Source organism: Arthrobacter sp. P1_B11, assembly GCF_056406715.1.
In genome coordinates, this window is sequence record NZ_JBFTZQ010000036.1 from 23,479 (window position 1) to 45,761 (window position 22,283).

General features: G+C 65.6%; 19 protein-coding genes. 4 read left to right on the top strand and 15 right to left on the bottom strand.

The window, feature by feature from the left end:
- Positions 1-13 precede the first annotated feature (13 nt).
- On the top strand, positions 14-514 hold the full coding sequence (locus AC1D14_RS20415) for a GNAT family N-acetyltransferase (protein WP_230117215.1): 501 nt from the start codon (positions 14-16) through the stop codon (positions 512-514).
- 55 nt (positions 515-569) lie between these two features.
- A complete protein-coding gene (locus AC1D14_RS20420; protein WP_230117315.1) occupies positions 570-1,850 on the top strand; it encodes an alpha/beta fold hydrolase in 1,281 nt (426 codons plus the stop codon).
- A 152-nt stretch (positions 1,851-2,002) separates the two neighbouring features.
- On the opposite strand, the gene AC1D14_RS20425 is transcribed toward AC1D14_RS20420, so the two are convergent.
- The 3 genes from AC1D14_RS20425 to coaE form a co-directional block, all read right to left on the bottom strand.
- Entirely contained in the window at positions 2,003-3,028 is a 1,026-nt protein-coding gene (locus AC1D14_RS20425; RefSeq protein WP_476876818.1) for a TerC family protein, read from the bottom strand.
- A 261-nt stretch (positions 3,029-3,289) separates the two neighbouring features.
- Positions 3,290-5,389: an excinuclease ABC subunit UvrB gene (gene uvrB, locus AC1D14_RS20430; protein WP_230117217.1), complete on the bottom strand. Its 2,100-nt coding sequence runs from the start codon at positions 5,387-5,389 to the stop codon at positions 3,290-3,292.
- Between the two features lie 46 nt (positions 5,390-5,435).
- Positions 5,436-6,683: a dephospho-CoA kinase gene (gene coaE, locus AC1D14_RS20435; protein WP_476969100.1), complete on the bottom strand. Its 1,248-nt coding sequence runs from the start codon at positions 6,681-6,683 to the stop codon at positions 5,436-5,438.
- Between the two features lie 22 nt (positions 6,684-6,705).
- On the opposite strand from coaE, the gene AC1D14_RS20440 reads away from it, so the two are divergent.
- A complete protein-coding gene (locus AC1D14_RS20440; RefSeq protein ID WP_476969101.1) occupies positions 6,706-7,404 on the top strand; it encodes an IMPACT family protein in 699 nt (232 codons plus the stop codon).
- A 198-nt stretch (positions 7,405-7,602) separates the two neighbouring features.
- Here AC1D14_RS20440 and rpsA read toward each other — a convergent pair whose 3' ends face one another.
- The 3 genes from rpsA to polA all read right to left on the bottom strand — a co-directional run bounded on the left by rpsA (position 7,603) and on the right by polA (position 13,315).
- Positions 7,603-9,078, bottom strand: a complete 1,476-nt coding sequence (gene rpsA, locus AC1D14_RS20445) for a 30S ribosomal protein S1 (protein ID WP_230117220.1) — start codon at positions 9,076-9,078, stop codon at positions 7,603-7,605.
- 229 nt (positions 9,079-9,307) lie between these two features.
- Positions 9,308-10,597 (bottom strand): GNAT family N-acetyltransferase, encoded by a 1,290-nt coding sequence (locus AC1D14_RS20450; RefSeq protein ID WP_230117221.1) that lies wholly within the window; start codon positions 10,595-10,597, stop codon positions 9,308-9,310.
- Positions 10,598-10,672: 75 nt separating this feature from the next.
- Complete coding sequence (gene polA / locus AC1D14_RS20455; protein ID WP_230117316.1) at positions 10,673-13,315, bottom strand: DNA polymerase I; 2,643 nt, start codon at positions 13,313-13,315, stop codon at positions 10,673-10,675.
- A 178-nt stretch (positions 13,316-13,493) separates the two neighbouring features.
- Here polA and AC1D14_RS20460 point away from each other — a divergent pair, with 178 nt between their 5' ends.
- The gene (locus AC1D14_RS20460; RefSeq protein WP_230117222.1) at positions 13,494-13,976 is read left to right on the top strand and encodes a hotdog fold thioesterase; all 483 of its coding nucleotides are present in this window, start codon (positions 13,494-13,496) and stop codon (positions 13,974-13,976) included.
- Positions 13,977-14,050: 74 nt separating this feature from the next.
- On the opposite strand, the gene AC1D14_RS20465 is transcribed toward AC1D14_RS20460, so the two are convergent.
- The 9 genes from AC1D14_RS20465 to AC1D14_RS20505 form a co-directional block, all read right to left on the bottom strand.
- Positions 14,051-14,602: a dihydrofolate reductase family protein gene (locus AC1D14_RS20465; protein WP_230117223.1), complete on the bottom strand. Its 552-nt coding sequence runs from the start codon at positions 14,600-14,602 to the stop codon at positions 14,051-14,053.
- Positions 14,603-14,669: 67 nt separating this feature from the next.
- Positions 14,670-14,891, bottom strand: coding sequence for a hypothetical protein (locus tag AC1D14_RS20470; RefSeq protein WP_230117224.1), 222 nt, complete (start codon positions 14,889-14,891; stop codon positions 14,670-14,672).
- Positions 14,888-16,105 (bottom strand): inorganic phosphate transporter, encoded by a 1,218-nt coding sequence (locus AC1D14_RS20475; RefSeq protein WP_290369706.1) that lies wholly within the window; start codon positions 16,103-16,105, stop codon positions 14,888-14,890. Before AC1D14_RS20475 ends, AC1D14_RS20470 begins: the two co-directional genes overlap by 4 nt.
- Before the next feature lie 155 nt (positions 16,106-16,260).
- On the bottom strand, positions 16,261-16,767 hold the full coding sequence (locus AC1D14_RS20480; protein WP_230117225.1) for an HAD domain-containing protein: 507 nt from the start codon (positions 16,765-16,767) through the stop codon (positions 16,261-16,263).
- Positions 16,768-16,891: 124 nt separating this feature from the next.
- Complete coding sequence (locus tag AC1D14_RS20485) at positions 16,892-18,280, bottom strand: MFS transporter (protein WP_476969102.1); 1,389 nt, start codon at positions 18,278-18,280, stop codon at positions 16,892-16,894.
- Positions 18,281-18,380: 100 nt separating this feature from the next.
- Complete coding sequence (locus AC1D14_RS20490; protein WP_476969103.1) at positions 18,381-18,671, bottom strand: Dabb family protein; 291 nt, start codon at positions 18,669-18,671, stop codon at positions 18,381-18,383.
- The gene (chcC1, locus tag AC1D14_RS20495) at positions 18,668-20,341 is read right to left on the bottom strand and encodes a 4-oxocyclohexanecarboxylate 2-dehydrogenase (RefSeq protein WP_476969104.1); all 1,674 of its coding nucleotides are present in this window, start codon (positions 20,339-20,341) and stop codon (positions 18,668-18,670) included. Before chcC1 ends, AC1D14_RS20490 begins: the two co-directional genes overlap by 4 nt.
- A gap of 64 nt (positions 20,342-20,405) precedes the next feature.
- Positions 20,406-21,161: an SDR family NAD(P)-dependent oxidoreductase gene (locus AC1D14_RS20500; RefSeq protein WP_476876824.1), complete on the bottom strand. Its 756-nt coding sequence runs from the start codon at positions 21,159-21,161 to the stop codon at positions 20,406-20,408.
- Positions 21,162-21,372: 211 nt separating this feature from the next.
- On the bottom strand, positions 21,373-22,173 hold the full coding sequence (locus AC1D14_RS20505) for an IclR family transcriptional regulator (RefSeq protein ID WP_476876825.1): 801 nt from the start codon (positions 22,171-22,173) through the stop codon (positions 21,373-21,375).
- Between the last annotated feature and the right edge of the window lie 110 nt (positions 22,174-22,283).

The following is a 22,283-nucleotide window of genomic DNA, read 5'->3' on the forward strand; positions in this document are numbered from 1 at the left end:
TAAGCTCGGATACATGAGCGCAATCCGTCCCGCAACCCCAGACGACGTCCCCGCAATCCTGCAGATGATCCATGAACTGGCCATCTATGAGAAGGAACCGGACGCCGTCCGGAACACTCCGGAGATGCTGACGGCCGCGCTGTTCGGCGACACCCCCCGTGTGTTTGCCCACATGGCGGAGAACGACGCCGGGCAGGTCCGGGGCTTCGCACTGTGGTTCCTGAACTACTCGACCTGGGAAGGTGTCCACGGCATCTACCTGGAGGACCTCTACGTCACTCCGGAGGCGCGGGGCGAAGGCCACGGTAAGGCGCTGCTGCAGCATCTGGCCGCCACCGCCGTCGAACGCGGTTACGCACGGGTTGAGTGGAGTGTCCTGGACTGGAACGAACCGTCCATCAGTTTCTACCGGAACCTCGGTGCCAACCCGATGGAGGAATGGTCCACCTTCCGGCTTACCGGCGCCGCCCTGGCGGCGTTCGGAACCCGCAGCGGGGCCGGCGTCCGTGGCTGAGGCTGCGGTGGATGCCGCCATCCATACTGTCCGCGCGAGGCACGAATACCGCGGGATGCGCACCGCGGAACACTACTTCTCCGTCCCGCTGGACCATTTCAGTCCAGCCGCAAACGGCGCGGACTCCGAGACCATCACGGTGTTCGCCCGCGAATACGTCTCGACAGAACACAGCGAAGCGGCCGCGGAACGCCTGCCGTGGCTCGTGTACCTGCAGGGCGGCCCCGGCGGCCGCGGCAACCGGCTGATGTCCCTGGGCGGCTGGAGCAAGGCGGCCGCGAAGGACTTCCGCATCCTCATGCTGGACCAGCGGGGCACCGGGCTGTCCTCCCCCATCGACCGCAACACGCTGCCCGCGCGCGGTGACGCCCCGGCCCAGGCCCGTTACCTTGAACATTTCCGGGCCGATTCAATCGTTGCCGACGCCGAGCTGATTCGCCATGCCCTGGGCTCGGAGCCGTGGACCATCTACGGGCAGAGCTACGGCGGCTTCTGCGCACTGACCTACCTCTCGTTCGCGCCAGACGGCCTGCGCGAGGTCCTCATCACCGGCGGCCTGGCCCCGCTCACCGGACCCGCCGACAGGGTCTACCGCGAGACGTTCAAGCGCGTGGCCGCCCGCAATGCCGAGTATTACGGCTGGTACCCGGAAGACCGCGGGGCCGTGAACCGGATCGCCCGCCACCTGCGCGACACCGAGGAATTCCTGCCGGGCGGCGAACGCCTGACCGTGGAACGGTTCCAGATGGTGGGCTCCTTCCTCGGCGGGAACACCCGGGTGGACGGTTTGCACCACCTGCTGGAAGACGCCTTCGTGGACACACCCCGCGGTGCGCGGCTGTCCGATGCCTTCCTGGAGCAGGTCCGCTCGCTGGTCTCTCGGGCGGGCAACCCTCTCTACGCGCTGATGCACGAATCCATCTACGGCCAGGGACGGGCAACGGACTGGGCCGCATGGCGGGTCCTCAGGGAGTTCCCGGAGTTTAGCCCGAACGCCCCGGAGGTGCTCCTGACCGGCGAAATGGTCTACCCGTGGTACTTCGAGCAGGACGCGGCACTGCGCCCGCTGAAAGACGTGGCGGAGCTGCTGGCCGCGAAGACGGACTGGAAGCCGCTGTACGACACAGCGCAGCTGGCAGCCAATACCGTCCCGGCCGCCGCCGCCGTGTACAGCGACGACATTTATGTGGAGCGGGGCCTCTCGCTGGAGACTGCAGCAGCCGTCCGGGGGCTGCAGACCTGGGAATCAAGCGATTTCCACCACGACGGCATTGCCGACGACGGCGAGGCGATCTTCAGCCGCCTGCTGGGCATGGTCCGTTCAGTCCGCAGCTGACGACAGCACACAGCCTCCGCCCCGGCGCGAACGGACACTTCAGCCCCCGCCGCCTGCATAGCAAAAACAGACAACCCCGGCCGCCGGCCGGGGTTGTCTGTTCAGCGCCGCCAAGCGTGGCTGCCGCCCGCTGAACTGGGCGCCTGCTAAACCTAGTCGACGTCGCTCAGGCTCTTCCGGGCGTCCTCCTCGAGGCGGGCGTCCAGTTTGGCCTTCTGTGCGCCGGAACTGACCAGGCTCGCGATCACGGCGATGATGATGGTGCCCACGATGACCGCGAGGGAGACGTACGTGGGGATCTCCGGGGCCCACTCGATGTGGTGGCCGCCGTTGATGAACGGAAGTTCGTTAACGTGCATGGCGTGCAGCACGAGCTTCACGCCGATGAACGCCAGAATGACCGACAGTGCGTGCTTCAGGTAAATGAGGCGGTTCATCAGGCCGCCGAGCAGGAAGTAGAGCTGCCGCAATCCCATGAGGGCGAAAATGTTGGCGGTGAAGACGATGAACGCGCTCTGGGTCAGGCCGAAGATTGCCGGAATGGAGTCCACGGCGAACAGCAGGTCCGTCATGCCGATGGTCACAAAGACGATCAGCATCGGCGTGAAGACCTTCTTGCCGTTCACAACGGTGCGGAGCTTGCCGCCGTCGAACTTCTCCGACATCGGTATCACCTTGCGGATGCGGGCAATGAGGGGATTTTCCTTGTCCTCTTCGTCTTCGCCTTCGTCCTGGGCCTGCTTCCAAGCGGTCCAGAGCAGGAAGGCACCGAAGATGTAGAAGACCCAGCTGAACTGCTCGATGACAATGGCGCCGAGCATGATGAAGATGCCGCGCAGGATCAGGGCGATGATGATGCCCACCATCAGCACTTCCTGCTGGTACTTACGCGGCACGGAGAAGCGCGCCATGATGATGATGAACACGAAGAGGTTGTCGATGCTGAGGCTGTACTCAGTCACCCAGCCAGCAACGAACTGGCCGCCGAACTCCGGGCCGGTAAACAGGAACATTGCGCCGGCAAAAAGCAGGGCCAGGGCCACGTAGAACGTCACCCAGAGGCCGGCTTCCTTCATCGAGGGCTCATGCGGGCGCCGCAGCACCAGGAGCAGGTCCAGAGCGAGGATGATGCCGAGGACGACGAACGAGCCGACCTCGAACCAGACGGGAAGTTGCACAGGGATACCTTTCGCAGGGTACAGAAAACCGGTGTAAGTCTCTCCGGCGAACCTATGCACTTGGTGCTGATGTGGTTGCCCGCTACGCCCGGCAGGGCATCTGTGCCTTGCGTGTTGACGTTCGTAGCGCTTGGGATACTCCCCTACGTGACCTCAACTTTACCCCACACCGGCACTTGCCCGCGCCCTGGACGTGCCAAAGCCCGGACAGCGTTCCACTGTCCGGACACAACGCCCCCGCATTGGCTTTGGCCAACCCGCTCAGGCGTGGCCGGCAGCCTGCATCTGGCGCAGTTCCTTTTTGAGCTCGGACACTTCGTCGCGGAGCCGGGCCGCGAGCTCGAACTGAAGTTCCGCGGCAGCTCCGTGCATCTGCTCGGTCAGCTGCTCGATCAGTCCCACCAGGTCCTCGGCCGGCGCGGCCGCGAGCCCGTCCGCGCGCACGGTAGCTGCCCCCTTTGCCGCGGACTTACCCCGCTTGCCGCCCTTGGCCAGGCGGTTGTTGTTCAGCAGCTCCTGGGTGTCGGCGTCCTCCTTGGCGAGCTGGTCCGTGATGTCCGCGATCTTCTTCCGGAGCGGTTGGGGATCGATCCCGCGCTCCGTGTTGTAGGCAACCTGGATAGCGCGGCGCCGGTTCGTCTCGTCGATCGCGTGCGCCATCGAGTCTGTGATCCGGTCCGCGTACATGTGAACCTGGCCGGAAACGTTGCGGGCGGCACGCCCGATGGTCTGGATCAGGGATGTCGAGGAGCGCAGGAAGCCTTCCTTGTCCGCGTCCAGGATGCTGACCAGCGACACCTCCGGGAGGTCGAGGCCTTCTCGGAGCAGGTTGATGCCTACGAGAACGTCGAAGACACCCATGCGCAGTTCGCGGAGCAGTTCCACACGGCGGAGGGTGTCCACGTCCGAGTGCAGGTACTCCACTTTGACGCCGTGCCCCAGCAGGTAGTCGGTGAGGTCCTCTGCCATCCGTTTGGTGAGGGTGGTGACCAGGACGCGTTCGTTCTTCTCGGTGCGGGTCCGGATCTCACCCAGGAGGTCGTCGATCTGGCCCTTGGTGGGCTTGACGACGACCTCGGGATCGATCAGGCCGGTGGGCCGGATGATCTGCTGGACGAAACCGTCGGCCTTGCCGAGCTCGTACTTGCCCGGGGTAGCGGACAGGTAAACCGCCTGACCCACGCGGTCCTGGAACTCGTCCCACTTGAGCGGTCGGTTGTCCATCGCCGAGGGCAGCCTGAAGCCGTGGTCCACCAGGTTCCGTTTGCGGGACATGTCGCCCTCGTACATGGCGCCGATCTGCGGCACGGTGACGTGGGACTCATCAATCACCAGGAGGAAGTCGTCCGGGAAGTAGTCGATGAGGCAGTGCGGAGCGGTCCCGCGGGCGCGGCCGTCGATATGCGAGGAGTAGTTCTCAATGCCGTTGCAGAACCCCATCTGCTGCATCATTTCCAGGTCATAGGTGGTGCGCATCCGGAGCCGCTGGGCTTCGACGAGCTTGTTCTGGCCTTCCAGTACCGCGAGGCGCTCGGCCAGTTCGTCTTCGATTCTCTTGATCGCCCTGCTCATGCGTTCCGGACCGGCCACGTAGTGCGATGCCGGGAAGACGTACATTTCCTCCTCGTCCCGGATCACTTCACCGGTCAGCGGATGAAGGGTGTGGATGTTCTCAATCTCGTCCCCGAAGAACTCGATCCGGATGGCCAGCTCTTCGTACATCGGAATGATCTCCACGGTATCGCCGCGGACGCGGAACGTGCCGCGGTGGAAGTCCATGTCGTTGCGGGCGTACTGCATGGAGACAAATTTCCGGAGCAGATCGTCGCGGTTCATCTCCGCCCCCTTCCGGAGGGTCACCATGCCGGCGATGTATTCTTCCGGAGTGCCGAGGCCGTAGATGCAGGAGACCGTAGCCACCACAATCACGTCCCTGCGCGTCAGCAGAGCGTTGGTGGCGGAGTGCCGGAGCCGCTCCACTTCCTCGTTGACGGACGAGTCCTTTTCGATGAAGGTGTCCGTCTGCGCCACGTAGGCTTCCGGCTGGTAGTAGTCGTAGTAGGAGACGAAGTACTCGACCGCGTTGTTCGGGAGCAGTTCGCGGAATTCGTTGGCCAGCTGCGCAGCGAGGGTCTTGTTCTGCACCATCACCAGGGTAGGCCGCTGGACCTGCTCGATCAGCCAGGCCGTTGTCGCGCTCTTGCCTGTACCGGTGGCGCCCAGCAGCACGACGTCCTTCTCACCGTTCTTGATTCGTTCGGTCAGTTCCGCGATGGCGGCTGGCTGGTCACCCGCCGGCTGGAACTCGCTGATGACCTCGAAGGGCGCCACGATGCGGTTGATTTCCTGGGCAAGACTCATGTACCTAATCTACAGCGGGGCACGGACAGGAACTCCTGATTCAGCTTTAGGCTGTGCCGGACGTGCCGCCGGAGGTGCTCCCGGATTCCCACGACGGCGGCCGCCAGCCGCTGCTTTCGGCCCACCGCTCCATTTCCGGTCCGGCGGTCTCCGTGAACCAGGGTTCCTTGTCCGCGGCGTACCCGGACGTGGAGGAGTCTGAGGCATGGAGTGCCGCGACCCGGTGTTTCTCGGCCCCGTAGGCATCCCGCGCAGCCTGGTCCGCGGTGAGCCAGTCGCGGAAGCACAGGGCGAACCGCCAGCCAGGCGAGCCGGCCACGCGGACATGGACGTTGACGGGACGTCCCGGATCCGCGCTGCCGTGGAGCCGCTTGGACCACGCTGCGGGATCCGAATGTTGTGAGGTGGGGCTGTCGAGCAGGACCCCTGGCCAGACGGGGAAGCCGGCGTCGCCCAGCAATGGCGCGATGCGGTCCGCCGCGTCCATGTCCTTCACCGCCAGCTGAAGGTCGATGACGTTCTTGGCGGAGAGTCCGGGCACGGCCGTGGATCCGATGTGGTCCACGGCCAGGACGTCGTCAGGGGCGGCCGCCCGGAGCCGGGCCATGAGCAGGGATGCCTGACGTCGCCAGTCAGGGTCGTGCGCGGCCAATACCGGTCCACCATGCCGGGGAGCAACGGCAGCTTTGCTGACGTTCCGGGCAAAGGGCACGAGCCGGTCCTCCCACAGCCGGTCCACGGCAAGCCGCAGGTCCTCCGGCGTCCCGGAGTTGTCCAGCACGACGTCGGCGGCCGCGAGCCTGACATTACGGGCCGCCTGGGCCGCCATCCGGGAGCGGGCCTCTTCCTCGGTCATGTTGCGGTGCTCGACCATCCGCCGGACCCGGACGTCTCCCGCCGCATCCACCACAACCACGAGATGAAAACTGCTTTCCTGACCGGTTTCCACCAGGAGCGGGATGTCCTGGACCACGACGGCGTCCGCGGGGGCGGCGGCGATCACCGCGGCGGCCTGCTGCCGCACCAGGGGATGGACAATGCCATTCAGCACTGCCCGCCGTTCCTGGTCCCCGAACACGACGGCCCCGAGCCGCGGCCGGTCCAGCCGCCCGTCGGCGCCGAGGATATCCGGCCCGAACGTCTGCACCACCGCGGCTAGGCCAGGCGTGCCCGGCTCCACAACATCGCGGGCTATGGCGTCTGCGTCGACGAGGACCGCCCCCAGCTCCTGAAGGCGTGACGCCACCATCGATTTCCCCGAGGCGATGCCGCCCGTCAATCCGATCTTCAGCACTCCCCAAGACTAAACTGAACCGGTGGCTGACGACGCAGATTCCCAGGAGAGCAGGACGTCGTCATACACGACCCTTGCCGCTGGACCCGATTTCCGCCACGAGCTGGAGATCAAGCGATCGCGTTTCATAACAGTGCTGCGCCGCACGGACAGCGAAGACGGCGCACGGGCCCTGGTGGCGGGCCTGCGCCGCGAATTCCACGACGCCCGGCACCATTGCTCGGCGTTCGTTCTGGGCCCGGACCGGGACATCCAGCGCTCCAGCGACGACGGCGAACCCTCCGGGACGGCCGGGATCCCCATGCTGGAGGCGCTGATCCGGCGGGAAACCGCCCCGGGGGTGACGGACCTCAGCGACATCAGTGCCGTCGTCGTGCGTTACTTTGGCGGAATACTCCTGGGTGCCGGCGGGCTGGTGCGCGCCTACTCCGAATCGGTGTCCGCAGCCCTCGAACTCGCTCCCCTGGTGAACCGCAGCCGGCTGCGCCTCTGTGCCGTCCGGGTGGCCCATGCCGCGGCCGGGCGCCTGGAGAACGATCTCCGGGCCGCCGGCTACGTCATGGCCGAAACCGGTTATGAGTCAACAGTCCTGCGGCTCGCCCTGCCGGACTCACCGCGTGTCCTGGCAGATGCGGCCGGGCGGCTCGCCGCCATGACGGCCGGAAGAGCGGACCTGGAGCCGGAGGGCACGGACTGGGTTGACGGGCCGCTCCGCTGCTGATTATTAATCAGCTTAGTTTCTTGCTTCCCAGGGTTACTGGTGTTAGCCCACACAGCGCGCGGTGATACGCACCGGACATATGCAAAAAGGTGGCCGTCCCCGAWGGGACGGCCACCTTTCCGCGTGCTGTGCCGGCGTCCTGCTCTCCGGCCTTAGGGGCCGGCTAGCAGCACGCCGGTGTCACCAGCGCTGGGGCAATTAGTTGCCGGTCAGCTTCTCGCGCAGTGCTGCAAGAGCCTCGTCCGAAGCAAGCGTGCCTGCACCGGTCTCGGTTGCAGCCGGCTCGGAGGAGTAGCTGGTGGTGCCGGAGTCGCTGTCGCCGGACGTTGCAGCTGCAGCGTCGTCGGCAGCGTGCTGGGCAACCTGCTTCTTGTGTGCTTCCCAGCGGGTCTGGGCGTCAGCGTACTGCTGCTCCCAGGCAGCGCGCTGGTTCTCGTAGCCTTCAAGCCACTCGTTGGACTCCGGGTCGAAGCCCTCCGGGTACTTGTAGTTGCCCTCTTCGTCGTACTCAGCGGCCATGCCGTAGAGTGCCGGATCGAATTCGGTGCTGTCGGCGTCAACGCCCTCGTTAGCCTGCTTGAGGGAGAGGGAGATGCGGCGGCGCTCGAGGTCGATGTCGATGACCTTGACGAACAGCTCGTCACCAACGGAGACAACCTGCTCAGCCAGCTCAACGTGGCGGACAGCGAGCTCGGAGATGTGGACCAGGCCTTCGATGCCGTCTTCGACGCGAACGAACGCACCGAACGGAACCAGCTTGGTGACCTTACCCGGAACAACCTGGCCGAGGGCGTGGGTGCGGGCGAAGGTCTGCCACGGGTCTTCCTGCGTAGCCTTGAGCGACAGGGAGACGCGCTCGCGGTCCAGGTCGACCTCGAGAACCTCGACGGTGACTTCCTGGCCAACTTCGACAACCTCGGACGGGTGGTCGATGTGCTTCCAGGACAGCTCGGAAACGTGGACGAGGCCGTCTACGCCGCCAAGGTCCACGAAGGCACCGAAGTTGACGATGGAGGAAACGACGCCGGGACGGACCTGGCCCTTTTCCAGCTTGTTGAGGAACGTGGAGCGGACCTCGGACTGGGTCTGCTCGAGCCATGCACGGCGGGACAGCACAACGTTGTTGCGGTTCTTGTCCAGCTCGATGATCTTGGCTTCGATCTGCTGACCGATGTACGGAGCGAGGTCGCGCACACGGCGCATCTCGACGAGGGACGCGGGCAGGAAGCCACGCAGACCGATGTCGAGGATAAGACCACCCTTGACAACCTCGATGACGGTACCGGTGACGACACCGTCTTCTTCCTTGACCTTCTCGATGTCGCCCCAGGCGCGCTCGTACTGAGCACGCTTCTTGGAGAGGATCAGGCGGCCTTCTTTGTCTTCCTTGGTGAGCACCAGGGCTTCGACCTGATCGCCAACGGAGACGACGTCTCCGGGGTCAACGTCGTGCTTGATGGAAAGCTCGCGGGAGGGGATGACACCTTCGGTCTTGTAACCGATGTCGAGCAGAACTTCGTCGCGGTCGACCTTGACGACGGTACCTTCGACGAGGTCTCCGTCGTTGAAGTACTTGATGGTGGCGTCGACAGCTGCGAGGAAGTCCTCAGCGGTACCGATGTCGTTAATCGCGACTACGGGGGTACCGGGCTTCTCGGTGGAGGTGATGGTCATGTAGTAGGGGCTCCGTTGTGGATAGTTAGTCGGTCAGGCAAACCACCACGCCCGCGTTATTGAACGCAGGCGCAGGTCTCGGCAAATCCGGTGGATTTGCCGGGTCATCCTGATTTTGTGGATTGTAGATACGTGCACGTAGTACACGCCCGTTTATTATAGTGGCCCGCGCCAAGGCCGGTCAAAGCGCCTGGGCTGCCGTGCAGGCCCGCGACCTGCGCGAACACCGTCAGAAGTGCGTCAGGCAGTGCGGCGCGCGTTCGACGGCGAACATGAGGCGCGCTTTCAGCGCAGCTCCCAGGGCATGCTCGGTGATCCGCCCGGCCGAGGCCAGCGTCACCGGACAGACCGCACCAAGGTAGATGGAACCGAGTTCAGCGACGTCCAGCGAAAGCTCCGGGCGCGATCCGGCCGGAGCCTCCGTGACCCTCGCGCTGCCTCCGGTGACATCCAGGATGAACGTGCCGCCCGCAAAGCCAAGGCCGTCGCTGACCCCAAGAACCAGGGACCCGTCCGCGGAATAGTGCCGCGCGGAAAGGGCCTTGCCGGTGTCCAGGATCCGGAGCCACAGCATGTCCCTCTGGTCCGAAGACTCGATGCACCGCGGATCCTCCAGCGCCCACGTCAGGGGGTCGTCCACAGGGGCGTCTGCCCAGCTGACCCGGCCGGTCAGGTCGATGCTGCCGAGGAACTGCCAGAGTTCCAGGTAGGCGGCATCGGTGGCTGCCACCAGGTCAACCAGTTCGATGGTGTAGGGCTTGGTGTCCCAGCCGGCGAACTTGTATGAAACGTAGCCGTCGACCGAGCCCGCCGCGTCATAGTGGAGGGCGCACTTGATGGACTCATCCTCGGCGCCGTCGCGGCCGCACGTGCCGGACACAGTCTGGCGGTAGGCTTCCTGCCGCACGATCGAGCCCGGAGTCAGCCGGTGGACCCCTTCGAACACCTGGGGCGCCAGGTCCAGGAGGACTTTCCGGTCCGCGATTTCCACCGTGCCGGTTGCGGTATGGCGAAGCCGGAACCTGGGCCCGGTATCCACCTTCACCGTGCGCTCGAACGTGGCAACGCCGTAGCCGAAGCGGCCGTAGATCGACCCCTCGGACGCAGTGAGCGCGGCCACCGCCAGGCCGTCGGCTTTTGCGGCCGCGAGGTCCTCGGCCATCATCCGGCGCAGCAGCCCCTGCCGCCGGTGCGTCCCCCGCACTGTCACTGCGGTGACCAGCTGGGCCTCCAGCTGCCGTCCGTAGCCGATGTTCAGATTCTTGCGCAGCGTCCCGAACGTTGCCACGGGAATCTCAGCGCCCAGGGAATGCGGCGCCACCTCCCCCGTCTGGTAGACGCCGGTGAGCTCGCGGTTGTCCGCCCGGTACATGGCCATGAGCTTGTCCACGAACTCGTCGTTCCTGCGGCTGTCATGGAAACCGAAGCCCACGGCGCGGATCCAGTCGGTTCCCCAGGGATAATCCGGAGCTCCCTTGTCCGCTGCCCTGAACCGCCTGATCTCATACTCGTCTGCCACGTACTGCTCCCCCTTGAACGCGAATGTATGACGCGCGCAGGGCGCCGCTCCGGCGCCCTGCGCTTCCTGAAACTGCTAGTGGCCGGCGTCGTACCAGCTGGGGCCGACGCCGATCTGGACGTCCAGCGGAACGCTCAGCTGGGCCGCGGCGCCCATCTGTTCGGTGACCAGCTTCTCCACCGCCTCGCGTTCCCCCGCTGCGACCTCCAGGACCAGTTCGTCATGGACCTGCAGGAGCATGCGCGATTTGAGGCCCTGGGCTGCGAGTTCGGAGTGCACGCCCAGCATGGCGCGTTTGATGATGTCAGCCGCCGACCCCTGGATGGGAGAGTTCAGGGCAATGCGCTCAGCGTTCTCGCGCAGCTGCCGGTCCGTGCTGGTGAGGTCCGGGAGGTAGCGGCGGCGCCCCTCGATCGTGGCGGTGTAACCGTCGATCCGGGCCTGGTCCACCACGCCGCGGAGGTAGTCGCGGACGGCGCCGAACCGGTCGAAGTAGTCCTTCATGAGTGTCCGTGCCTCGTCGACGGAGATCTCCAGCTGTTTGGAGAGGCCGAACGAGGTCAGGCCGTAGGCGAGGCCGTAGGACATCGCCTTGACCTTCGATCGCATGGCACTGGTCACCTGATCGGTGGGCACATGGAAGATGTTGGAACCCACGAAGCGGTGGAGGTCTTCGCCTTCCTTGTAGGCCTGGATCAGGCCGGCGTCCCCCGAGAGGTGGGCCATGATGCGCATTTCGATCTGTGAGTAGTCCGCGGACAGCAGGCAGTCGTAGCCTTCGCTGACCACAAAGATGCCGCGGACGCGCCGGCCTTCCTCGCTGCGGATGGGGATGTTCTGCAGGTTGGGGTTGTTGGAGGAGATCCGGCCGGTGGCTGCCACGTTCTGCGCATACGTGGTGTGGATCCGGCCGTCTTCGGTAACGGACTTCTTGAGCGATTCCAGCATCTGGCGCAGCTTCGAGGACTCGCGGTGGGCCATGAGCTGGACCAGGAATTCGTGCCCTGTTTTCTCCAGCAGGTTCTTGAGCGACGCGGCGTCGGTGGTGTAGCCGGACTTGATCTTCTTGGTCTTCGGCAGCTGGAGTTCTTCGAAGAGTACCGTCTGCAGCTGCTTGGGCGATCCGAGATTGACCTCGTGGCCGATCGCGGCGAAGGCGAGTTCCTGGGCGTTGTCGATCACCTTCGCGAGATCCGCAAGCTGTTCGTCCATGCGCGGCATGTCGATGGCGATGCCAGCGAGTTCCATGTCGGCCAGAACCCGGCTGACGGGCAGCTCCAGGGTGGTCAGCAGGTCCGCCGCCTTGCGTTCCGTCAGTTCCGATTCGAAGAAACGGCTCAGGGCCTGGACTACCGCGGCTACCCGGACCAGCGCGTCGGCAGCGGCGGCGTCGTCGCCGTCGAACGACAGCTCAAGCTGGCCTGCCTTGGCGGTCTCGGCTGACATGCTGATGTTGAGGTGGTGCTGAGCCAGTTCGGCGAGCTCATACGTGCGGCGGTCCGGCTGGATGAGGTACCCGGAGATGGAGGTGTCATCCACTACACCTTCCAGGCCCAGGCCACGGCTGGACAGGGCTTTCAGGGCTGCCTTGTAGCCATGCATGACCTTCGGGGCTTGCCCGTCACGCAGCCACTCCGCCAGGACGTTTTCCGCTGCGGCGTCCTGGGCGGCGAGGTCGATGTAGACGGCGGCGTCGTCACGGACAATGGCCAGTGCTGCGGCGTCTTCGCCGATGCGGCCGGGCACCAGGTCAACGGCGACGGCCGACCGCTTACCGGCTCCGGCCGCCAGGAAAGCACTCAGCTCAGTAGCGCCGGAAGGGGCCACAAAAGCCGGCGTGTCGATGCTCTCCCGCTTAGCGGATTCCACGTCGTCGCTGCCGTAGAGGGCGAAGAGCCGCGTACGGATGGTCTTGAATTCAAGGTCGTCGAACAGTTGCTCCAGGGCGGCCTCGTCCGGGCGGGGTTCCGCGAGTTCGTCCAGCGTTACCGGGAGCTGAAGATCAGTGTGGAGCCTGTTCAGCCGCCGGTTGCGCTTGACGTCCTCGACGTTTTCGCGGAGGGCGTCCCCCACCTTCCCGCCGATCGCGTCGAGGTTCTCCAGAACCCCCTCCAGCCCGCCGTACAGGTTGATCCACTTGGCCGCCGTCTTGGGGCCGACGCCGGGAACGCCAGGGAGGTTGTCCGCGGTCTCCCCGACCAGGGCGGCGAGGTCCGAGTACTGGGCCGGGCTGACAAAGTACTTTTCCTGGATGGCTGTGGCATCCATCCGGGGAATGTCGCTGACGCCCTTCCTGGGGTACAGCACAAAGACGTTGTCCGTAATCAGCTGGAAGGCATCACGGTCGCCGGACACGAGAAGTACCTCGAAGCCTGCCTGTTCACCCATTGCGGCGAGGGTCGCCAGGATGTCGTCCGCTTCGTAGCCGGGCATCTTGATGGTCTTGATGCCCCACGCGCCCATGACTTTGTCGATGAGATCGATCTGGCCGCTCATCTCCCTGGGCGTCTCGTTGCGCCCGCCCTTGTACTCGCTGTACTCGGCCTTGCGGTGGGTGGTTTCGTCCGAGACATCGAAGGCCACGGCAATGTGGGTGGGCTTCTGCTCCTTGATCAGGTTGATGAGCATGGACGTGAAGCCGTGGATGGCGTTGGTGTGCTGGCCAGCGGACGTGGAGAACTTGTCAGCAGGGAGGGCAAAGAAGGCCCGGAACGCCATGGAGTGTCCGTCCAGCACCAGGAGGCGCGGCTGGTCCGTCAGGGGAATAACCGGGGCCACGGTCGCGGAAGCAGCGGGGCCGGCGGGACGCGGGACCGCAATATCCTGCAGGGTGTCGGCGTCGGACGGGAAAGGGGCCGGTTTGGTAGTTTCACTCACAGGTGCCAGCCTAGTTGCCATGATGGACAATTTCACGCCCGGCCAGCCCGCCGAAGAGGTGCGGTTCAAGGACGAACTGATCACGGCCGGCGTCCCGGAGCAGCTGCACGATTGGCTCGGCGAGTTCGGCATCGGCGCCCTGGTGGTGAAGATGGGGATCCGCTTCCTGGAAATGAGCCCCGAGCGGACGGTGGCCACCATGCCGGTGGAAGGGAATACCCAGGTGGCAGGGATCCTGCACGGCGGCGCCCATGTAGTGCTCGCGGAAACCCTCGGTTCCTTCGCGGCCGGCATGCACGCCGGCCCCGGGCGCCAGGCGCTTGGCATCGAGGTGGGCGCTACGCATCACCGGGCCATCGCGGCTGGCACCGTGACGGGAACCTGCACGGCCATCCATCTCGGCCGCACGCTCACCACCCACGAAATCGTCATGACCGATGAGCACGGCCGCAGGCTTTCGACAGCCCGGATCACCAACCTGATCCGGGACATCAACACGTAGCATCACCGGGCCGGCCACACTGGCGTCTGGCGGCGCTCAGGCCGCCTTCCGGCGTGCCGGGTACGCTATCCGGCCTATCCGGCCTCTCCGCCGAAACGGTAGCGGAGCTCCACGATCCCCCGCCCCTGGGTGCGGGACTCAACCAACTCAAGTGGCGGCGTCGGGACGTTCAGGGGAAGCAGCCGCTTCCCCTGGCCCAGCACCACGGGGATGATCGAGACGATGAGCTCGTCCAGCAGGCCGGCATCGGCGAACTGGGCCGCAAGGTCACCGCCGCCCACCACCCACACATTCCTCCCGGCGGCATCGCCCGTGAAGTCCCTGGCGAACTCCTGGACCTGCCCCCGCACGAAGGTGACGTCTGCGCCCGGGGGTGCTGTGAATTCGTGGTGGGTGAAGACCCAGCAAGGGGTTTCGGGATAGGGCCAATTGCCGGACTCGTGGTCCATCAGCCACTGGTAGGTGGTGCCGCCCATGACGATGCAGCCGACGCCGGCCATGAACGAGTCGTAGCTCTCCTTGCCGCCGTCGAAGCCGTCGAACTGGAGCAGCCAGGCAAGATCGTCATCAGCGGTGGCGATGAATCCGTCGAGGGACGATGCAACGTAGTACTGGACGCTGGGCATGGTCTAAGACTAGCCATCCCCGGCCGTGGTTCCCAGAGGCCGCAGAGGCTTGTGTGGCGTCGGTGGGTTAGCCGCTGAAGTAAGGGATGATCAGGTACAGCCCGAAGAGTACGGCGATGCCGCAGAGCCCAAAGCAGGCGTAGGCGAGGTAGCGGACCCACACGGGAGCGGTGACCTGGCGGTCTCCGGCAATGGCAGTCAGGCGGACACCCAGGGAATAGAGGACCACTACGGTTACCGCGGCCACGAGCGTGGCTCCGGCTACTGTGAGGAGTTCCAACCACTTCATTGCTGAGAATCCTTCGGATTGTTCGCCTTGGCACGTGCCCGGGCGAGGGCTTTCTTCTTCGCGAAACGGACAGCCTGTCCGGCTTCTTCGACCTCCACGGCGTTGTGGTGGCCCACTTCGGACTTGCGTGAAACCAGGAACATATAGAGCACGGCTCCGGTGCCGGCGACCGCAGCGATGACCACGCCCACAACACCTGTCTTGACGAGGAGCGCGGTGAGGGCGCCAACGATGCCGGCAGCGGGAAGGGTAAAGAGCCAGCCGAGGGCGATGCGCCCCACCATCCCCCAACGGACGGTTGTGCCCTTGCGGCCCATCCCCGAGCCGATCACTGATCCGGAGGCCACCTGGGTGGTGGAGAGGGCGAAGCCCAGATGCGACGAGGCAAGAATGGCGGAGGCGGTGCTGGACTCTGCCGCGAAGCCCTGCGCGGGCTTCACTTCGGTAAGCCCGGCGCCCATGGTCCTGATGATCCGCCAGCCGCCCGCATACGTGCCAACGGCGATGGCCAGGGCGCAAGCGCCGATGACCCACAGCTGCGGTCCGGTGCCCGGACTCTGCGTGCCGGCCGCGATCAGCACCAGGGTGATGATGCCCATGGTCTTCTGGGCGTCGTTCGTGCCGTGCGCCAGTGCCACCAGGCTTGAGGTGAAGATCTGGCCGGTCCGGAAGCCGCCGCGTTTCTGCGTGAGCTTGCTGCCGGTCTCGGGATCGTGCCGGGACGTGAGCGCGTAGGCGATGCGGGTACAGATGTAAGCGACCACACCGGCGATGACCGGGGCGAAGACGGCCGGCAGAATGACCTTTTGCAGCAGGGTCTCGAGGTTCACGGAATTAAACCCGATGCCTGCAATGGCTGCGCCGATCAGTCCGCCGAACAGGGCGTGCGAGGAACTCGACGGCAGCCCTTTGAGCCAGGTGACCATGTTCCAGAGGATGGCACCCATGAGCCCCGCGAAGATGATGTCCGGGGTGATCTGGACGCCGTCGGCTCCCTCGCGGATGATGCCGCCTGAGACGGTCTTTGCCACTTCCGTTGACAGGAAGGCGCCCACCAGGTTCAGGACCGCTGCGAGCGCAACTGCCGTCTTCGGTTTGATGGCACCGGTGGCAATGGGTGTAGCCATCGCATTCGCCGTGTCGTGAAAGCCGTTGGTGAAGTCGAAAAATAATGCCAGCGCTATGACCAGCGCCACCATGAAGGTGATATCCACCTGTTGCCCAATCTGCAGAGTCGACGGTCAGCAGTTCCACTTTCCCCTGCCTGCCCTGCAAAGCATAGTTCACCGGCTGTTCGGCCGGTGTGACTTGCGGGTGGTTGCAGGACGGGTTTGAAACCTTATAGATCGTACGCGCCCTGAGGATCAGGTCAAACCGTGTCCTCCGCGAAAATCCGGATGGAGTCGAGCTCCACCGGTGACAGTCCGCGCCTCGGGTCAGGCGAAACCAGCAGGGCGCGGGCACCGAGCACTCCTGCCCATGCCTGGGCCCGGCCCTCGAAGGCGAGCTGGTCGTCAATCCAGATGATCCGCTCGGGACGGGTGAATTCGACGTCCGCCTGGATTGCCTCGAGCTTCCACCAGTCCGCCCCGCCTCCCGCGCCGTCCGCGGTCAGCACCGGCCACTGGCCGCCGTCGAGCCCGGTGACCGGGCAAAGGACCGCCGGTGCCAGTTCTTCCCAGCTCGTGAGCCACACGCAGCGGAGACCGGGGGTCGGTGCCAGCCGGTTCAGGGCCACCACCAGCTCCCCCGCATACGCAACCTCAAGCATCCCGGCGTAGGCGTACGTCCACGCCGAGCCCCAGGGGGTGTCGCCGGTGGCCCCGAACGGGCACACCACGCCGTCGACGTCCAGGTACAGCGACACGTTTCCCATGGCTTGGTCCTTCCGGCGCGGTCCTGGCCACGGCCTCTCCCGCCAGGCCGCCTGGCGATGCGTCTGGGCGGACGCCGGCTTTGGGCGGCCCGGGCTCGGGCCGCCCAAGGCTCTGAGGCCAACGCTACGGAACTGGCGTCCGGGCGGGCAAGGGCCTGGCACTTCGACGGTCCGCCACGCCCTTCAGGTATGGGCCGCCCAGATCCGCTATGGGCGTCCGGGCCGTCTCCCGGGAGAAGTAGGCAGCTATTCCGGCGATCACCATGCAGGCTGCGGCAAACAGGGCCACAGGAATCCAGCCGTTCCGTCCAGCGCCCAGCAACAGCCCGGCGATCATCGGGGCGAATCCTGCCACCATCAGGCCAAGCTGGTTTCCGATGGCCATGCCGGAATACCTGATGGGCGCTGCGAACTGTTCCGCGAAGAAGGCCGGCCAGATGCCGTTGAAGCATGAGTAGAAGAGGGTCATGTTGACGAAGGCGGCCAGGAAGATCAGGGTCATGTTCCCGGTGCCCAGGGCCCAGAAGTACCCGAAGATGGTCGCAGAGCAGCCAAGGGCTGCCGTGATGAGGAGCGGGCGCCTCCCCACGCGGTCCGAGAGCTGAGCCGTCACGGGCATCACGAACATCGACAGCCCAATGGAGACGGCATTCACCGTGAGGACTGAGGCCTTGTCCAGACCTACCGTGCCGGTGGCATAGGAGAGGCCGAACACCGTGAAGACTGTCTGCATGACGGACATGATGGACATGCCGATCACGCGCAGCACGTCAGGCGTCTGGAATCTGAACACATCGCGGATAGGCAGTGACTTGACCTCGTCGAACTGCTGGGCGGCCTCTTCGAAGACGGGGGTCTCGTCCAGATGCGTGCGGACCCAGTAAGCGATGGCCAGCACCGCCACAGAGAGCCAGAAGGGGACCCGCCAGCCCCAGCTCATCAGCTGGTCCTGCGGCAGGGCTGAAATCGGGATGAATACCAGTGTGGCCAACACCATGCCGGAGGCGTAACCGGTCATGACAAAGCTGGTGAAGAAGCCGCGCCGCCCCTCCGGGGAATGCTCAAGCGTGAGCGTGGAGGCACCCGCTGACTCTGCGCCCGCGGAGAATCCCTGGAGCAGCCTGCCGGCGGTCAGCAGGATGGGCGCCCAGACACCCACCTGCTCATAGGTGGGAAGGAAACCGATGCCCAGCGACGCCAGTCCCATCATGCCGAGAGTGAACAGCAGCGTGCGTTTCCGTCCCAGCCTGTCGCCGAAGTGCCCCATGACCAGCCCGCCGATGGGCCGCGCCACATAGGCGACGCCGAAAGTGGCGAAGGAGGCCACCAGCCCGACGGCCGGGTTGCCGCTGGGGAAGAACAAGTGGCTGAACACCAGCGCTGCGGCAGAGCCGTAGATGAAGAAGTCGTAGTACTGGAGCGTGCTGCCCAGGAAGGATGCGAGCGCGGCCTTGCCAGGCGTCTTGCGCGGTGGCGCAAGCTCTGCTGCGCCGGCAGGTGAATTTGTGGACATGTGAAATCTCCTTGGGACGTCGTAGTCCGGGCGGACGGGGTCTTGTCGGGATGGACGGGATCTTGTCCACCCGGACGGGACCGTATCCGGATGGACGGGACTAGAGGTGGAAATCGACCGAGAGGATTTGTTCGCTGTTCGGAAAGGAGTATTTCTTCAGCGGTTCGTGCAGCGGGTGCGTGTTGTAGACGGCGACGTCGTCCACTGACGCGAAGTCGGCCACGATGGCGTAGTCGAACGACCGTTCGGTGCCCATGACGTCGGGGCCGTGGGTGAGGCGCAGCAGGCCGGGGATGCTTCCGTCCATGCGGTTCAGGCCGTCGATCCAGGCCTGCCGGTCGGACGCCGGGAAGTCCGGTTTGAAGCGGAACAGGACGGCGTGCCGCATCATGGCCGGGCTCCGGCGAGAGCGGCTGCCCGCTCCCCGGCCGGGTAGCTGGCATTTTGGCCGGCGGCTGTCCGTCCTGCGAGGTAGCCCATCGTCATGATGGGGCCCAGGGTCGCCCCGGCGCCCGGGTAACCGGCCGCGTAGGCATTTTCGGTGGTGTTGCCGGCGGCGAACAGCCCGGCGATCGGCTGGTTGTCGACGTCGAGCACCCGTCCCCGGCCGTCGGTGGCCACGCCGCCGTTGCTGCCGAACGCACCGTTGACTACTTCCAGGGCGTAGTAGGGACCGTTCTGCAGCGGTCCGAGGGACGGGTTGGGCCATGGGCAGTCGTCGTCACCCCAGTACTTGTCGTAGGCGCTCTCACCCCGGCCGAAATCGGGGTCCTCGCCCTTGACGGCGAACTCGTTGAACCGGTCCACGGTGGCGGTCAGCTTGCCCGCAGGCACGCCGATCCTGACTGCCAGTTCTGCCAGGGTGGGCGCCTCAATCAGGTAGTCCGGCGTCTGCATGCCTGCGCGGTGGGCCAGGACGCCGTAGCGCTCCAGGTACGTGTGGTCGAACACCACATGGGCCGGCGTGTTCAGTGTCCGGTTGTTGGGCGAATCCCACGACTGCAGGCAGCGGGCGAGGTCGTTGTAGTTCTGGGATTCGTTGGCGAAGCGCTCGCCGTTGCGGTTGACCATGATGGACCCGGGACCCTGGCGTTCGAAGCGGAGCAGGGTGCCCACAGGCTGTCCGTCCCGGGTGTCCCCCGTGATCGCCATCGGAGCCCACCATGCTTCGCGCGTGCCCCGGGTCTGGCCGCCAACGCGCTGGGACATCTTCAGCCCGTCACCGGTGTTCGACGGCGTGGAGCACATCGCGTACAGCCGGGACGCCAGCAGGGAGTCGGCCAGCTGACGGTCCCATTCAAAGCCACCGGTGGCAAGGACCACGCCGTCGTTGGCCTGAATCTGTTCCCCGGTCTCCAGTTCAACGCCGGTCACCCGGCCGCCGCTGGTCAGAAGCCGGTGCCCCCGCGCGCCGACGGCGAGGGCCGCGCCGTCGCGGACCAGGCTGGCGAGCAGCATGGTAACAAGGGCGTGTCCCTTGGCCACGAGGCCCTCGGCCTGGCGGCGGTTGAGGTCGGCCCACGGGAACTTGGTGAAGGCACCCCACTTTTCGTATTCCTGCATGGTGAAGGGTGCCCGGCCGTCGGAGCGCACGTGCGCGGCGAGGTCGCCGAGGGCTTCGCGGATATTGAAGAGCTCGGGCTCCACGGTGCGTCCGCCTTCCACGGAGCCTGGCAGGTCCTGGCGGTAGTCGGGGAAGTTGTTCAGGAACAGGAACCTGAGGCCCAGTTCCTCTTCCGTGTAGCGGAGCATGGTGTCCCCATAGTCCAGGGCGGCGTCCAGGAGCTCACGGCGCCCCCGCCCCCGCGCCACTGCGGCGACGTATGTCCGGGCGGCTTCCTTGGAGTCGGTGATGCCGGCAGCCCTGGCGTGGTGGTTGTCCGCCACCCACAACATCCCGCCGGAGACGGCGGACGTTCCGCCCAGCAGGGCAGACTTTTCGAGGACAACGACGGACTTGCCGGCGTGCGCCGCGGTGGCGGCGGCAGTCAGGGCACCGGCGCCGGAGCCGACGACGACGACGTCGTAGCGGTCCGCGGGGGTTCCGTAGAGGAATTTCATGGCATGGCCTTTCAGCTGAAGCTTGGTTGTGCGGAAGGAATGGTGCGGCGCTCGCAGGCGCGGATCAGACGGCGGTGTAGCCGCCGTCGATCACAAGTTCGGAGCCGGTGGTGAACCGGGACTCGTCGGACGCCAGGTAGAGGACGCCGTAGGCGATTTCGTCCGGCTCGCCCTGCCGGGGCAGCGGGTTGGAGCCCACCAGCTGCCTGTAGTAGCGCTCGGCTCCGACGTCGGACTGCTCCGCGGAGCGCCGGCTCATCCTGGTGTTCATGGATCCGGGATGGATGGAGTTGACGCGGATTCCGTGGGCGCCGTAGGCGGCGGCATCTGATTTGCTCAGGAGCCGGACTGCCCCCTTGGTGGCATGGTAGAGCGGGACGTTGCGGCCGCCGGTGAGCCCGTGGATGGAGGAGAAGTTGATGATGCTCCCGGCCTTGTTTTCCATCATGCCGGGCACCACATGCTTGGTCATGAGCCAGACGCCCTTGACGTTCACGTTGAAGATGAGGTCGAAGTCCGGGACCGAGGCGGTGTGCGATGCTCCTGCCGGGCCGATAATGCCGGCGGCGTTGACCAGGATGTCGGGGGCGCCGAGGTCGTTGCGGATCCTGGCCACCGCGGCGGCGACGCTGTCCTCATTGGTGACGTCGACGTCGTACTCGGTGACACCGCTGTGCCTCACAGCAGGCGGCGTTCCGGCGATGTCCAGGCTGGCCACCTTTGCGCCGTGCTCTGCGAGGAGGCGGACAGTGGCGCTGCCCAGGTCTCCCCTGCCGCCGGTGACCACCGCGGTTTTTCCTGCTACCCGACTGGCGTTCATTGCATGCTCCTCCTGCCGCTCCGATGCGGCTGGTGTGATCGGGCACCGATCCTGCGGGCAGCACGAAACAGAGCCGGGTCGGCTCGTGCGTGGGGTGGGGTGGCCCCGTACGGGGTCTCTACCGGTTCTGCTCCGCAGTGTTTGGTGCGGTTCTTTTACCTCTCACCACAGACTGGCAGGGCGGATGTGAAGGGAACCACATCATTTCCGTTCATCGGTAATCCGGGACGTCCCTGCTCTGCCGCACCGTACCCGTGAGCTGTTCTCGCCGGCCGAGGGACCGGGAAATGCCGCGGGCGGCTGCCATGAGCACGGGGACGCGGGTCTGGATGTTTTCCTCGTTGCGCGGCACCACCACACTCAGGGCTGCAATCACCGTGTTGTCGGGGCCCGTGACCGGTACGGCGATGCCGCTGGATTCGGGAACGATGAATCCGGGCATGGCCGCGTACCCGCGCTGCCGGATCTCAGCCAGCTGCCGGCGGAGGGCCAGCGGGTCTGTGACGGTAGTTTCCGTGTACTTCTTAAGCGGCCGGGACAGGATCCTGTCCTGGTATTCCGGGGCGGAGTGGGCCAGCAGGACCAGGCCTGACGAGGTGCCGTGCAGCGGAAGCCGGCCGGCGATCCGGGTGATGTTGACGATCGACGAGCTGGCGCCGAGCCGCTCGATGTAGAGCACCTCGTCCGAATCGAGGATGCCGAGCGTGGTGGAGTACTGGACTACGGCCTGGACGTCCTCCATGAAGGGCAGGGCGGCCTCGCGGAGTCCGAGCATTCGCGAACTGCGGAAAACGAGTTCCCAGAGGCGCGTGCCGATCTGCACGCCGGCCGGTCCCCGCTCCAGCAGGCCCTCGGACAGCATTTCGTCCACGAGCCGGTAGGTGGTGGTGACGGGCAGTCCGGTGCGGCGGGCGAGGGCCGCGACGGTCATGCTTCGATGGATCTCGTCGAAGGCGCCGACGATCGTGACGAAGCGGCGGATGACGGATTCACCCGAGGATGAATTGGCCACGATGCCTCCTGATCACAGTGCCTCTTGGATAAAGCGCCGTCCTGCACACGGCGCCTTGAACACCGAGCCGCCCGATTCGGTCCATCTCCAGCTTATGGGGACACAGGAAG

What these genes read in the sequence shown, in the direction of transcription:
- AC1D14_RS20415 (WP_230117215.1), top strand. Translation starts at nt 14, where the DNA reads ATGAGCGCAATCCGTCCCGCAACCCCAGACGACGTCCCCGCAATCCTG.
- AC1D14_RS20420 (WP_230117315.1), top strand. Translation starts at nt 570, where the DNA reads ATGCGCACCGCGGAACACTACTTCTCCGTCCCGCTGGACCATTTCAGT.
- uvrB (WP_230117217.1), bottom strand. Translation starts at nt 5,389, where the DNA reads ATGAGTCTTGCCCAGGAAATCAACCGCATCGTGGCGCCCTTCGAGGTC.
- rpsA (WP_230117220.1), bottom strand. Translation starts at nt 9,078, where the DNA reads ATGACCATCACCTCCACCGAGAAGCCCGGTACCCCCGTAGTCGCGATT.
- polA (WP_230117316.1), bottom strand. Translation starts at nt 13,315, where the DNA reads ATGGCGTTCCGGGCCTTCTTTGCCCTCCCTGCTGACAAGTTCTCCACG.
- AC1D14_RS20460 (WP_230117222.1), top strand. Translation starts at nt 13,494, where the DNA reads ATGATGGACAATTTCACGCCCGGCCAGCCCGCCGAAGAGGTGCGGTTC.
- AC1D14_RS20465 (WP_230117223.1), bottom strand. Translation starts at nt 14,602, where the DNA reads ATGCCCAGCGTCCAGTACTACGTTGCATCGTCCCTCGACGGATTCATC.
- AC1D14_RS20470 (WP_230117224.1), bottom strand. Translation starts at nt 14,891, where the DNA reads ATGAAGTGGTTGGAACTCCTCACAGTAGCCGGAGCCACGCTCGTGGCC.
- AC1D14_RS20480 (WP_230117225.1), bottom strand. Translation starts at nt 16,767, where the DNA reads ATGGGAAACGTGTCGCTGTACCTGGACGTCGACGGCGTGGTGTGCCCG.
- AC1D14_RS20485 (WP_476969102.1), bottom strand. Translation starts at nt 18,280, where the DNA reads ATGTCCACAAATTCACCTGCCGGCGCAGCAGAGCTTGCGCCACCGCGC.
- AC1D14_RS20490 (WP_476969103.1), bottom strand. Translation starts at nt 18,671, where the DNA reads ATGATGCGGCACGCCGTCCTGTTCCGCTTCAAACCGGACTTCCCGGCG.
- chcC1 (WP_476969104.1), bottom strand. Translation starts at nt 20,341, where the DNA reads ATGAAATTCCTCTACGGAACCCCCGCGGACCGCTACGACGTCGTCGTC.
- AC1D14_RS20500 (WP_476876824.1), bottom strand. Translation starts at nt 21,161, where the DNA reads ATGAACGCCAGTCGGGTAGCAGGAAAAACCGCGGTGGTCACCGGCGGC.